We start from the raw sequence: 12,808 nt of genomic DNA, 5'->3' as shown, positions 1-12,808 counted from the left end.
CGACGGGGTCCGTGCGGCACACCGCACGGACCCCGTCCGCATTCCACCGCACCCCAGTCGGGAGGCGTCACCGCATGCGGGTGGCCCACTCCTGGACCTTCTTGATCCGCTCGCGCAGCTGCCCGGCCGTCGCCTCCGCGCTCGGCGGTCCCCCGCACACCCGGCGCAGCTCGGTGTGGATCACCCCGTGCGGCTTGCCGCTCTGGTGGACGTACGCGCCCACCATCGTGTTCAGCGACTTCCGCAGCTCCAGCAGCTCCTTGTGCGAGACCACCGGCCGCCGGTCGGCCGGCAGCTCCAGCAGGTCGGCCTCCGAGTCCGGCTTGCGCCGGCTGTGCGCGATCTGCCGCGACTGCCGCTTCTGCAGGAGCATCTGGACCTGGTCCGGCTCCAGCAGGCCCGGGATGCCGAGGTAGTCCTGCTCCTCCTCGCTGCCCGGGTGCGCCTGCATGCCGAACTCGGCGCCGTCGTACAGCACCCGGTCGAAGACGGCGTCGGACTCCAGCGCCTCGAAGGACATCTGCTCGTCCTCGCCGGTGTCCTCGTCCTCCTGCTTGTTCGCCTCGTCCATCTCCTTCTCGGACTCGGCGTACGGGTCTTCCTCGCCCTGCTTCTTCGGCTTGTCGAGCACGTGGTCGCGCTCGACCTCCATCTCGTTCGCGAAGCCGAGCAGGTAGGGGATCGTCGGAAGGAACACGGACGCGGTCTCGCCGCGCCTGCGCGAACGCACGAAGCGCCCCACGGCCTGCGCGAAGAACAGCGGGGTCGAGATCGTCGTCGCGTACACGCCCACCGCGAGCCGCGGCACGTCGACGCCCTCCGACACCATGCGGACCGCGACCATCCAGCGGCTGCCGTCCGCGCTGAACTCGTCGATCCGCTTCGAGGCGCCCGTGTCGTCGGACAGGACGACGGTCGCCTTGGTCCCGGTGATCTCGCGGAGCAGTTTGGCGTACGCGCGCGCCGAGTCCTGGTCGGAGGCGATGACCAGCCCGCCCGCGTCCGGGATGCCCTTGCGCACCTCGGTCAGCCGCTGGTCGGCGGCGCGCAGCACGTTCGGCATCCAGTCGCCGCGCGGGTCCAGCGCGGTGCGCCAGGCCTGCGAGATGGCGTCCTTGGTCATCGGCTCGCCGAGCCGGGCGGCGATCTCGTCGCCCGCCTTGGTGCGCCAGCGCATGTTGCCGCTGTAGGAGAGGAAGATGACCGGCCGCACGACGCCGTCGCCGAGCGCGTTGCCGTAGCCGTAGGTGTAGTCGGCGGAGGACCGCCGGATCCCGTCGTTCCCCTCCTCGTACGCGACGAAGGGGATCGGGTTGGTGTCGGACCGGAAGGGGGTGCCGGTCAGGGCCAGGCGCCGGGTCGCCGGGTCGAAGGCCTCCAGGCAGGCCTCGCCCCACGACTTGGAGTCGCCCGCGTGGTGGATCTCGTCGAGGATCACGAGGGTCTTGCGCTGCTCGCACCGGTTGCGGTGCAGCATCGGCCGTACGCCCACACCCGCGTACGTGACGGCGACCCCGTGGTAGTCCTTGCTCAGCGGGCCCGCCGAATACTCGGGGTCGAGCCGGATGCCTATCCGGGCGGCGGCTTCCGCCCACTGCTTCTTGAGGTGCTCGGTCGGCGCGACGACGGTCACCTGCTGGACCACGTGGTGGTGCAGCAGCCATGACGCGAGCGTCAGCGCGAAGGTCGTCTTGCCGGCGCCGGGGGTGGCGACGGCGAGGAAGTCGCGCGGCTGGGTCTCCAAGTACCGGTCCAGCGCACCCTGCTGCCAAGCTCGCAGGGCGCTGGCGGTACCCCAGGGCGCACGGCCGGGGAAGGCGGGTGAGAGGTGGTGGGAGGCGGTAGTAGTCACGGTCTCCGGTTCGTCGCTCTCGGCAGTCGTACGTAGGACAACCGGGCCACCTTACCGGCCCGGGCCCGCCCTCCGCGGAGGGACAGGCCCGTGACCTCGGCGGGTGCGGCGAGCGTCACACGGCCGACTTCAGCGCGCGAACCTCGGCAACTGCGCAGCGATCTTGGGCACGTCCAACGCACCCTGGCATACGTCCAACACGAACTGCTCGGCCTCGTCCACGTCGAAGTCGGCATCCAGCGGGTGGCCGTTCATGTGCAGGAAGACCCAGGCGGCGTACCAGGCGATGCGCTTGTTCCCGTCCACCAGGCCGTGGTTGCGTGCGAGCGACTCCATGAGGGCGGCAGCCTTCTCCCAGATGTCCGGGTAGGCGTCCTGCCCGAACACGCTCGACTGGGGGCGCGCCAGCGCCGAGTCGAGCAGCCCGTAGTCACGGACCTCGCTGGTCCCGAGCCGCTCCGCGAGGTTGAGCACCTCGGGCAGCGTCAGGTAGCGGGTCACGCAAGCCTCCGGTTCAGCTCACCGCTGACCTTCAGCACGTGCTCTGCCGCCTCGTTGAACAGCCGGGAGTGTTCGTTTACAGCCTTGATCACCGCCTCGTGCGCGAAGGACTGCATGCTGCGGCCCTCCGCCTCGGCGCGCTCGCGCAGGGCATCCAGCTCTTCTTCGGTGAACCTGACGTTGAGACCAGCCATGAGACAACGGTACCGCGTGGTACCGCTCGGTGTCAGCCGGCTTTCCCGGCAGACTCCGGCGCGCGCACATCCAGTCGCGTGGCGACCCAGGCCCCGACCAGCGCGACGCACGCCATCGGCAGGAAGACCACCACGAAGGCCGCGGGGTGCGAGGCACCCCCGTCGGCGGACACCGTGTGCGCGGCCCCCACCGCGCCCCCGCCCAGCGCGGCGAACGCCGCACCGCCGGCCGCCAGCAGCACCACGTTGGCCAGGGCGTCCGAGATCTGCAGCGCGGCCGAGTTCGCCCCCGCCTCCTCCGGCGCCGACAGCTTGAGCAGCAGCACGCTCGTGGAGCCGATCACCAGCCCCATGCCGAGGCAGCCGACGGCCCAGGCCATCGCGAGGGTCCACACGGGCACGGACTCGATGAGCACGGCCGGCGCCGCCGCGATGGCGACGGCCACCAGCACCATGCCGGCCACCATCAGCCGCTCGCGGTACGGGGCCATCCGCCCCTTCGACTGCACCCACGACCCGCCCGCCCAGGTCAGCCCGCCCAGCGCGAGCGAGAACCCGGCCATCGTCGGACTGAGCCCCCGCTGGGTGACCAGCATCAGCGGCACGAAGCTCTCCGCGGCGATGAACGACCCCGCGGCCACCCCGCGCAGCAGGACCACGGACGGCAACCCGCGCCGGGCCAGGTAGGTACCGCGCGGCAGCAGCCCCAGCACCGCGGGCACCAGCAGGGCCGCGCCCACGGCGCCGGGCAGCAGCGAGAGCCACCGCAGGTCCTGGGCGGCGTACTGGAGCAGCCCCGCGCCCACCGAGATCCCGAACGCCAGCCGGATCCGCCGCCGGTCGAAGGCGACGGGCCCGCCGCCCGTGTCCACCGGCCCGGAGGCGGTCCGCCGTATCGCGGGCAGCGCGACGACGAGGGGCACGACGACGAGGGCCGGGATGCCGAGGAACACCCAGCGCCACCCGAGGTGCTCGGTCACGGTCCCGGAGGCCAGTGGACCGACGATCGAGGGCACCACCCAGCTCGCGGCGAAGGCCGCCATGATCGCGGGGCGCAGCCGCTCCTCGTAGGCCCGGCTGACCACGACGTACAGGGCGACGATGACCAGCCCGCCGCCGAAGCCCTGCACGGCGCGGCCGAGGACGAAGAGCCACATGGCGCCCGCGGTCCCGGCGAGCACCAGTCCGGCGGCGAAGGACGCGATCCCTACCGTGAGCGGCCGCAGCGGCCCTTGCCGGTCGGCCCACTGCCCTGACAGGACCATGCCGAAGAGGCTGGTGGTGAAGTACGCGGAGAAGGCGAAGGCGTAGAGCCCGATCCCGTCGAGCTCGCGTGCGGCGACGGGCATGGCCGTGCCGACGGCGGTCGCCTCGAAGGCTATGAGGAAGACGACGGAGATGATCCCGATGCTGAGCGTCCGGTAGGCGGCCCCGAGGATCCCGGCCTCCGGCGGGGGCGGGGCCTGCGGGGTTCTCTGGGGCACGCGGGGTTCGAGGGCGCTCATCGCCCCAGCGTAAGGTGCGTTCCCGCCCGGCGACCCTGTCAATTCGACGGATCCCGACTGGTCCTCCAGCCCTAGGCCACCGGCGCCGGGCCCTGCCGGGCGGGGTGTCGCTGGGCGGCGTCTGGCCGGGCCGGGCCGCGCCGGGCGGGTCTCGCTGGGGCGGGTCTCGCCGGGCGGGTCTCGCCGGGCCGGGGCGGGCCGAGGCGGGCCGGGCCGCGGCGGGCTGGGCTGGGCTGTGCTGGGCTGGGTCACGCCGGGCCGAGTCGGGCTGGGTCACACCGGACCTCGCCCGGCCGCGCTGGACTGGGCCGGGCCGGGCTGGGTCACACCGGACCTCGCCTGGCCGCGCCTCGCCTGGCCGCGCCTCGCCGGGCCGGGCCTCGCCGGACCTCGCCGGGCCTCGCCGGGCCTCGCCGGGCCGGGCTGGGCCGGGTCGCGGCGGGCCGGGCTGGGCCGGGTCGCGGCGGGCCGGGCTGGGCCGGGTCGCGGCGGGCCGGGCTGGGCCGGGTCGCGGCGGGCTGGACTGTGAACGCGGCATGGCAGTCGCGTTGCGGCCCCCGCGGATCCCTTCCCGGGCCGCGCGGGGCTCCGTACGGTCTTGCACAGCACCACCACCCAGCCGTGTGCCCGAGTGGTTTAGGGACTCGCCTGCAAAGCGAGTTACGCCGGTTCGATTCCGGTCACGGCTTCGCGGCGGGCCGCTCAGGGGTCGGCGCTCCCCTGGGCGGCTTTCGCCATGTCCCCCCCTTCTTGGCGGGGCTCCGCTCAGTCGATCACCGGCGGGACGAGACCCCGCTTGCCCTGCCAGGTCTCCTCGTCCTCGACCAGGTAATCGGGGCGCCCGCTCCCCTCCGCCTCGGCGCGCTCCTCCGGATTGGCCGCGCGGCCCGCGGGCCGCGGAGTGCTCGTGCCGGCGGCGGTGCCCGCGGCGCCGGGTGGGCGTACGAGTCCCGACCCGCCCTCGGTGAACGCCCGGCCCCCCGTGCTCGACCGCCCCCCGGCAGGACCGCGCGCCTCCGGCCCGGGGCGCCCTGCCACCGGCCCGGGGCGGCCCGCCACCGGGCCGCGTGCCGCCGGTGCGGCCCCGGTGTGGCCGCCGGGGATGCCCCTGGCCGTGCCGGCGGCGCTGCCGGCCGTACCGCCGCCGCCCGTACCGCCGCCGGCGCCTATGACGGTGCCGCGCGGGAGGGCCGTACCCGGCTTCGCGGGCTTGGTGGTGGACACCGGTACCGGTCGGCCGCCGGAGATGACGCCCCCGCCGGGCGGCAGGACCACGGGCCCGGTGGGCGCGGGACCCGCCCCGGGCGCCGACGGCGGGCCCGACGCGCCCGGGCCCGGGGCCGCGGGGGACGCCGTACCGGCCGACGGCAGCTCGACGTGGTCGAGCCCGACGCCGACGGGCCCGCCACCGGGAGCCCCGTCACCGTCGGGGGCCCCGCGCCCGCCGGGGGCCGCGCCGGAAACCCTGCCCGGGGCTCCGCCTGCGGTGTCGCCTTCGGCCTCCCCTTCGGCCCTTCCCTCGACCTTGCCCCCGCTCCCGCTCCCGCTCTCTTCGGGGAGTACCCCGCCCCGTACCCCGGAGCCGCCCACCGCGCCGCCCCGGACGGCCGGTGAAGCCCCGCCGGCACCGCCCTCCTCGCCGGGCACCATGCCCGCCGGCGGCGGCGGGAACGTCGGCACGGGCATGCTGTTGAGCCGATGCGCCGTGATCTCGTACGCCTGCGCCAGCCGCCTCATCTGCTCGACGGCCTCGCGGTGGTCCCCGTCGAGCCGCGACCGGGCGTCCGCGACCAGGAACGGCCCGAAGCCGAAGCCCTCCGCCTTCTCCGCGGCCCGGGCGGCGGCCTTCGCGTCGAAGGCCGGCATCGCGGACTTGGCCACGGCCATGGCCACCGCCGCATGGGCCATGACCAGGCCGCCGAAGTCACCGAACTCGGCCAGCCGGAGCGTGGCGTTCCCCGTCTCGTTGACCCACTCGTGGAAGGCGTCCGAGGCCGCCCCCTCCCAGTCCGGGACGCGGTACGTCTTCAGCCCCTCCCCGATCCGCAGGATCAGCTCGGCGGCAGCCTTCAGCTGCGCGGCCCGGCCCTCCAGGGACTCGGCATCGACGGTGGAGACCATCGCCAGCAACTGCTGGTGCGTGTACCCGTCGAACTCGGTCGCCATCAGCCTTCTCCCCCCTGCGTCCCCAGCAGCGCCCCGAGCCCCCTGCGCTCCGAGGCCGGCAGGCCCGCGGAGCTCTCCCGCAACTCCCGTGCGATGGCCGTGAACCTGGCCCGTGTCTCCTCGTCCATGGACTCGTAGCCCTTCTTGGAGAAGACGACGGCGAAGGACAGCGCCATCAACTGCTTGGACAGCACCTGCGACAGCTTCTTCAGCACGCCGACCGTCCGGGACGAGGCGGCGAACAGCACGTCCGCCTCGGCGAAGCCCTGCCCCAGGACCTCCTTGGGCAGCTCGTCGTGCCCGGCCGCGGCCGCCGCGGAGCCCTCCATCTGCACGATCATCTCGTCGACCAGGTTCTGGTAGCCCCGCAGCTCCTCGTACTCCACGGACAGCCGCCCGGCCGCCTCCCCCACGAGCGGCACGGCCTTCCGCAGCGCCCGCCCCAAGCGCGAGTCCTCCCACACCCCATCCACACCCATTGCCGCGCTCCCCCAACCCGGGCCACACACGACGGAGTTGAACGTATTCAGCCCGTCCTACGAGCCTACCCCGCCCCCACACCCCGTCTCTACTACGCCCGCGGCGATGTCTCTACTTGGTCCGTGCGGCCTTTTCCTTAACGACCAGCTTGGCGGGCAGACCCCCACCACCCTTGCACCCCAGCTCTTTGGCCATGGCTAAAGCGGCTGAGTGGACCATGGCGAGGTTGGCCTCACGCAGGGCGGGATCGTCCTTTTCAGAGCCGTTCAACACATTCACGCTCGCCTTGACCGGCACTGCCTTTTCGAGCCCTGCCAGCCGAGCGCTCGCACAGTCGAAGAAGAGCCTCGCCTGGTGCGACAACGCCAGGGCATTGCGCCCCAGGTCGTACTCCCAGTAGTAGCCCTCGCCACTCTCGCTGTGCTCCCAGGTGCGCTGGAGTTCGCTTTCGATCTCGAAGGCCACGCTGGCCCGCAGACGGTTCGCTTCGTCCAACGGAGTGGCCATACAGGCCAATCCGCCACCCGAGCTACCTCGTATCGCGTAGCCGCGGGCCAGGACACCGGCCACCCATCCCGTGCCGGAGTTGTCGCCGTGCTCTCGAGGCCTGAAGCGCGTCGCCCCTGTGACACGTTGGAGCCCTAGCTGGGCCTCCCCATTGAGAAGACCTTCGGGGCATGCTTCAGCTAGTGACAGCTCGGTCGGCCCAGCGGGTGGTTCCTCACCTCCGACGCACCCCGAGATGAGCATCCCGGCCCCCAACACAGCAGCGATCACCCCGACCGCTCGCCCCGCGATCCTGCCCACGCCCCAGAGACTCACGCGACCACCTATTTCCGCACCTGGGGCTCGTTGCCCCTGTGCCGCTCGATGCCCCACCCGTGGTCATAGCCCACCAGCACGGAGTGCCGCAGAACCTCGTCAAGCGGGTCCTCCGGGCCGACCGGGTGGTGCTCCAGAAACCGGCGCACGGGCGAGCGGGCCAGATCCTCGCCCTGCTGGTACACAGTCGCCTTATCCTCGTGGGCCTCACCCTCTACCTCTTCCTTCCTGCGCTCCCTCTCGGCTTCCGACCAGTCCCCGATCACATCTCCCGCGATCTGCTCCAGCGCTCCGCTGCCGGTGCCGACGGCGAGTGGCACGACCACAGCAGCCGCTCCGGCAGCCACCGCGGTGGCCGGCAGGAACGCGACGCCTGCAGCGATGCCCGCCGTGGTGCCGAACTCGATCCAACCGGAGCGCTCCTCCAAGGCCTTCTCGTAGTCCTTGGTCCACTTCTCTGCATCGGCATCGATCTGCTTGCTGCGCGACTCGTCCAGAATCCCCTGGAACTCTCCACCGGTTCGGGCAGCCTCCATCAGGCCGCTCTGGTTCAGCTTTCCGCCAGACCCCACCTGGGACTCCAATACCGAGGCCTGGAAGACGGACTCCGCGTGCGACATGGTGAGGTAGGAATCCGGATGCTGCCCGAGGCTGCTCAGGAACTTGTGCGCATCGTCCTTCTCGAACGACGCATGGCCGCGGGCGACCTGCGCAAAGACGCTCGTCGGATCGTTCTCGGCCAAACTCCGGTTGAGGTCGTCGATGTAGCCCGCGCCCATGCGCCCGAGACTGTCCGCCATTGACTCCTGGCGCTTTAGCAGTGCGGCATCGCCGCCGTACTTGGAGACGACCTCCTGCATGATGCTCGCCGTGGTCCCATCCCGCGCCAGCCTCGGCGAGGCGTCATCCCAGGCGTGGCCCAGCGTCGCCGCCTCCAAGGCGTGGCCCAGGGCGTCCGGCGTGTAGGTGTGGGCCCGGTCGGGGTTGGGGCCGTCGGTGTCGGTGGTGAAGTGGTACTTCTCGTGGGCGAAGAAGTCGAGGTAGCCGGTGATCGGCTGCTTGTCCGCGCCCCTGCCCAGGTCGGCCGGGCCCGGGCGCTGCGTGCCGTCGTGGGCGTACGCCTGCGGCGGGCGCTGCGGGTCGAAGAACTCCCTTGCCGCGGCCGGGCTGTGGCCCAGGGCCTCCAGGAAGCTGACCACCGGGTCGTAGCCGGCGCCGTTGATGCCGGACGGGTTGAGCGTGCCCCTGCCGCGGCCGTTCAGGTGCCGCGTCCCGCCGAAGAGGTCCGGGTCCTTCGCGTGGAGCTGGGTGGCGTGCTCGGCGATGGGGAGCAGGAACTTCGGGTCGTAGTTCCCGTAGCGCATGATGCCGCCGAGCAACTGGTACCCGTACGGCGGGTTCTGGTCGTACCTGGTCAGCGGGATGTGCTGGGTGCCGAGCTTGCGCAGCTCCTGCGCGAAGCTGTCGGGCAGGTGCGGCTCCGCCGTGGACGCGGTGGCCGTGGCGAGGTTGAGGCCGAGGTTCTTCTGGAGCTCCCGGACGTCCTTGAGGCGCTGCTCGTCGAGTTCGGAGTAGTCGTACGTGTCCGTGGCCAGGCGGCCGAAGAATTCGAGCGCGCCCCTGGGGCCGAGCGTCTCGTAGAACTTCGCCGCGAACTCCGGGACCTCGGCGTTGTCCGCCAGCAGTTCGTTGAGCTCGACGAGTTCGGCGTGCGTGAGGCCGCGGCCCTTCCTGGCGAGGCCGCAGGCCCGGGCCGCCTGTTCGGCGTCGAGCCCGGCGTACCTGGGTGCGCCGAAGTTGCGGTCCTCGGCGACGTTCGTGTTGAGGGCGCGAGCCAGCGACTGGTCGACGTCGGCGCACTCGTCGACGATCGCGTCGACCCTGGCCTGCCACAGCGGCCGGTTGACCCGGATCGCCTCCTGGTAGTCGGGGTCGTGGCGCGCCGAGTACCTCTCCTCGTCGGTCGCGAGGGGCGCGGCCGACACGACGCCCTTGCCGTCGACCCGGAAGCCCGCGGCGGGGGCCTCCTGCTCGGTGATCCTGCGGAGCTTCTCGCGGGAGGACTTGAACGTGGCGTGGCCCTCGGTGAGCACCCGGTGGATGCCCTTGGCCTCTTCGGCCGCGTCCTGGAACTCCTTGGCCGTCTTGTCGACCAACTGCCGTGCCACGCCGGCCGTGACCCCGCTCCACTCGGCCTTGTCGGACTTGGCCTTCATGCCGTTGCGGGCGGCTTCGGCCAGTCTTTCGAGCTTGGTGGCCAGCGCCTGCCAGTCGCTGACGGCGGTCTGGAGCTTGTCCACGGGGGCGTTCATCACGTTGTCGTACGTCAGCACGTCACTTCACTTCACTTCACTTCACTTCACTTCAGCAGCGTGTCGATCTTGGAGGAGGTGAACTCGGCTTGGAGCTGTTTCTCCTCCCTGGCGTGGGAGGCGAGGGAGTAGTTCAGGCCGTTGGAGATGTTCGCGCAGGCGGCGACCAGGGTCTTCACCTGGCTCTCCCAGCGGGTGCCGGCCTTGAGCAGGGCGGCGCCGCTGGCGAAGTTCTCCCTGGCGAGCGCGCCCGCCGCCTCGGCGGTGGCGGTGGCGGCGTGCTTGCCGTCGGTGTGCAGCCGCTGGTGGAGCTTGAACGCCTCGCTGCCGACGGCTCCGATGTGGTCCTGGTTGAGCTCCAGGTCGGCGCGGGGGCTGGGGGTGGGCCTGGGGGTGGCGGCCGTGGCCCGTGCGGCGGACCATTCCTCGTCGAAGGACATCGCGTGCGCTTCTCCTTACGTGTCGGGCGCCTTCAGCGGTTCGCGCGCCGGACGACGACCGCCGTGACGGCGCCGCCGATCAGCAGGCAGGCCGTCAGTCCCAGGGCGGTCCAGGGGAGGCGATCGCTCCCGCCGCCGTCGAGGCCCTCCGCCTCGGCCCGCAGCGCCGCGGGCACCGCCGCGCTGCTCAACGACGGCGGGGGCGACTTGGCTTCGGCCGCCGCCGCGAGATCCGGCAGCGGGTACACGTCCGCCGGGCCGGGGTCTCCCGGGGTGGGGAGCGCGATCCGGGGGCGGACGACGCCGTAACCGACGTAGTCGTTGCGCTCGACCCCGTCCACGGGCTTGCCGGCGGTGTTGAGCAGGACGCGGAGCACCTGGTTGTTGGTCCAGTCGGGGTGGGCGGACCAGAGCAGTGCCGCCGAGGCGGAGGCGAGGGCGGTGGCGTCGCTGGTGCCGTGGCTCGTGCAGACCCCGGTCCTGCCCGTGCAGGCCGCAAGGATGTCGATGCCGGGGGCGGACACGTCGACCTGGGGACCGTGCTGCGACTCGGCGGTCGCGACGCCCTCGCGGTCGACCGCCCCGACACCCACCACGCCGGGCGTCGCGGCCGGGAAGCGAAGGGTGTTCCCGGCATCCCCGTCGTTGCCGGCGGCCGCGAAGATCAGCTTCCCCTTGGAGAGGGCGTACTCAACGGCTTCGACCCGCGCCGGGTCCTCCGTCGCGGTGCCCATGGAGATGCTGATGATCTTGGCTTCCGTGTCGGCTGCATACCGAATCGCCTCGGTCCAGGCCGGGTTGCGGGGGTCGTCACCGTGCGGGACGCGGATCGGCAGGATCTTGGCACCGGGCGCGAACCCGAACGCTCCGTCCCCACTGGAGTGCTTTCCAGTGCCGGCGATGATCGCGGCCATGGAAGTGCCGTGATTCTCAAGGTCCGTGCGCTCGTCACCTTCGTTCGACGTCGCGAAGTCCTTGCCTGCGACGACCTGGCCGTCCAGCTCGGAGACGCGCGCGACACCGCTGTCGATCACGGCGACAGTGACGCCCTTGCCCGTGCTGACCTTCCAGATGTCTTCCGCCTTCATGGCGTCCAGATGCCACTGCCGTTCCCGTACGGTCTCGGCATGGGCCGGAGTCACGGCGACTCCTGCCAGCAGCAGGCCCACGAGGGCGGAAACCGTCCTACGCATACGCATACGCATCCCGTGTGACGTCCGTTCCACTCAGTCGATCACCGGCGGAACAACACGACGGCTGCCCTGCCAGGTCTCTTCGTCCTCGGCCGGACAACCGGGGCGGCGTTCGCCGCCTTGTGGACCCTGCCGCCTACTGGGCGCATGAGCCCCCGCGCCGCCCCGCCCCATCGCGGCCCCGCCCCCCGGATTGCCGCGCACGAGGCCCGAGCCGCCCTGCGTGAACGGCCGGCCACCAGTGGTCGAGTGACTGCCCACACCCTGCTGGAGCCCTCCGCCACCCGTGCCGCGACCGCCGACCTGCGTGCCTTCGGAGCCGACGACGGTGCCGCGCGGGATGCCCGCACTCGGCACGCCACTCACCACCGGGCGGCCGCCCACGATCCCCGTGTCCCGCGGAGGCGTGCTGCCTGCCCTGCCACGAGGGGCAGCCGCGCCCGGAAGTGCACCGCCATGGGTGAATCCACCGCCGTTGCTGACGGGAACCTCTGACGTCTGAACGGTCGCAGCCGGAGCCGGAGACACGGGCGTGCCGGGCAGTGCCCCGACGCCGGCGAGATCGACACCACCCGCATCGCGATCCGGTAATTCCGGCGCCCTCACGTCCCCAAGCCCCTTGCGCGGCCCGGGCATGGTGTCGGCTGCCGGCCGATGCCCGACCACCCGGCCGGACCCGTCCGACCCGGTACCACCGCTACCACCTGCACCACCCCCACCCTCACCCTCACCCCCACCCTCACCCCCACGAGCCGTAGAACGTGCGGCGTCCTGCACCTCGACGGCATACCCCGCGGGTACGAACGCCGCCGGCAGCGGTGGGAACGTGGGGATTTCCGCGCGGGCGAGTTGTTGCGCCGACTGCTCGTAGGCCTCCGCGAGCTTCTTCAGGCCCGCGGTCGCGCGCCCGTGGTCGGCCGTCAGTTTCGACCACGCCTCGCGGCCGGCCCGCTGGGCCTCCGGGTCGTCGTGGAGCGCGCGGGCCGCCTCGACGTCGGCCCTGAGGGCCGCCGCCGTCGCGGGGTCGTACGCGGGGACCCCGCCGGCGCCCTTGACCTCGTACATCACCTGGCCCGCGCGGCTCATCCATTCGCCGCCCGCCGCGCTGTACTCGCCCAGCCGCAGCGTCGCGCTGCCCGCCCGGCCGGCCCAGTCCCGGAAGGCCTGGGCCGCCTCGCCCTCCCAGCCCCGGACCCGGTGGGTCTTGAGGGCCTCGCCGATCTCCTTGATCGTGGCCGCGGCCGACGTCAACTGGGCGGCCCGCGACTCCACCGTCCCGGGGTCGAGCGCCGCGACCATGTTCCACAGCTGCCGGTGCGAGTACCCGTCGAAGTGCGTCACCA

At 72.3% G+C, this 12,808-nt stretch carries 11 protein-coding genes and 1 tRNA gene; 1 reads left to right on the top strand and 11 read right to left on the bottom strand.

Features of this window, described 5'->3' with window-relative positions; translation table 11 throughout:
• Positions 1-67: 67 nt before the first annotated feature.
• The 4 genes from AB0M99_RS18480 to AB0M99_RS18465 all read right to left on the bottom strand — a co-directional run bounded on the left by AB0M99_RS18480 (position 68) and on the right by AB0M99_RS18465 (position 4,052).
• Positions 68-1,852: a DEAD/DEAH box helicase gene (locus tag AB0M99_RS18480; RefSeq protein WP_365921594.1), complete on the bottom strand. Its 1,785-nt coding sequence runs from the start codon at positions 1,850-1,852 to the stop codon at positions 68-70.
• A gap of 129 nt (positions 1,853-1,981) precedes the next feature.
• Positions 1,982-2,353: a type II toxin-antitoxin system death-on-curing family toxin gene (locus AB0M99_RS18475; RefSeq protein WP_365921592.1), complete on the bottom strand. Its 372-nt coding sequence runs from the start codon at positions 2,351-2,353 to the stop codon at positions 1,982-1,984.
• Positions 2,350-2,547, bottom strand: coding sequence for an Arc family DNA-binding protein (locus AB0M99_RS18470; protein WP_365921590.1), 198 nt, complete (start codon positions 2,545-2,547; stop codon positions 2,350-2,352). The genes AB0M99_RS18475 and AB0M99_RS18470 overlap by 4 nt, the downstream gene beginning before the upstream one ends.
• Positions 2,548-2,579: 32 nt before the next feature.
• Positions 2,580-4,052 (bottom strand): MFS transporter, encoded by a 1,473-nt coding sequence (locus AB0M99_RS18465; protein ID WP_365921588.1) that lies wholly within the window; start codon positions 4,050-4,052, stop codon positions 2,580-2,582.
• 617 nt (positions 4,053-4,669) lie between these two features.
• On the opposite strand from AB0M99_RS18465, the gene AB0M99_RS18460 reads away from it, so the two are divergent.
• Positions 4,670-4,741: transfer RNA gene (locus tag AB0M99_RS18460), tRNA-Cys, on the top strand.
• A gap of 76 nt (positions 4,742-4,817) precedes the next feature.
• Here AB0M99_RS18460 and AB0M99_RS18455 read toward each other — a convergent pair.
• The 7 genes from AB0M99_RS18455 to AB0M99_RS18425 all read right to left on the bottom strand — a co-directional run bounded on the left by AB0M99_RS18455 (position 4,818) and on the right by AB0M99_RS18425 (position 12,764).
• Positions 4,818-6,218 carry a hypothetical protein gene (locus AB0M99_RS18455; protein ID WP_365921586.1) on the bottom strand — a complete coding sequence of 467 codons (1,401 nt, stop codon included), beginning with the start codon at positions 6,216-6,218 and terminating at the stop codon, positions 4,818-4,820.
• Positions 6,218-6,697: a hypothetical protein gene (locus AB0M99_RS18450; protein ID WP_365921584.1), complete on the bottom strand. Its 480-nt coding sequence runs from the start codon at positions 6,695-6,697 to the stop codon at positions 6,218-6,220. Before AB0M99_RS18450 ends, AB0M99_RS18455 begins: the two co-directional genes overlap by 1 nt.
• 112 nt (positions 6,698-6,809) lie before the next feature.
• Positions 6,810-7,193: a hypothetical protein gene (locus AB0M99_RS18445; RefSeq protein ID WP_365921582.1), complete on the bottom strand. Its 384-nt coding sequence runs from the start codon at positions 7,191-7,193 to the stop codon at positions 6,810-6,812.
• Positions 7,194-7,528: 335 nt separating this feature from the next.
• Entirely contained in the window at positions 7,529-9,853 is a 2,325-nt protein-coding gene (locus AB0M99_RS18440) for a hypothetical protein (RefSeq protein WP_365921580.1), read from the bottom strand.
• Positions 9,854-9,879: 26 nt separating this feature from the next.
• The gene (locus tag AB0M99_RS18435) at positions 9,880-10,272 is read right to left on the bottom strand and encodes a hypothetical protein (RefSeq protein WP_365921578.1); all 393 of its coding nucleotides are present in this window, start codon (positions 10,270-10,272) and stop codon (positions 9,880-9,882) included.
• 32 nt (positions 10,273-10,304) lie between these two features.
• Positions 10,305-11,465: a type VII secretion-associated serine protease mycosin gene (gene mycP / locus AB0M99_RS18430; protein WP_365921576.1), complete on the bottom strand. Its 1,161-nt coding sequence runs from the start codon at positions 11,463-11,465 to the stop codon at positions 10,305-10,307.
• A 33-nt stretch (positions 11,466-11,498) separates the two neighbouring features.
• Positions 11,499-12,764: a hypothetical protein gene (locus tag AB0M99_RS18425; protein ID WP_365921574.1), complete on the bottom strand. Its 1,266-nt coding sequence runs from the start codon at positions 12,762-12,764 to the stop codon at positions 11,499-11,501.
• Positions 12,765-12,808 lie beyond the last annotated feature (44 nt).

Origin of the sequence: Streptomyces sp. NPDC051183 (assembly GCF_040682455.1) — a bacterium.
Classification (GTDB): domain Bacteria; phylum Actinomycetota; class Actinomycetes; order Streptomycetales; family Streptomycetaceae; genus Streptomyces.
Note: the sequence above shows the minus strand (reverse complement) of the source record. Positions and strands in the feature narration are given on the sequence as shown.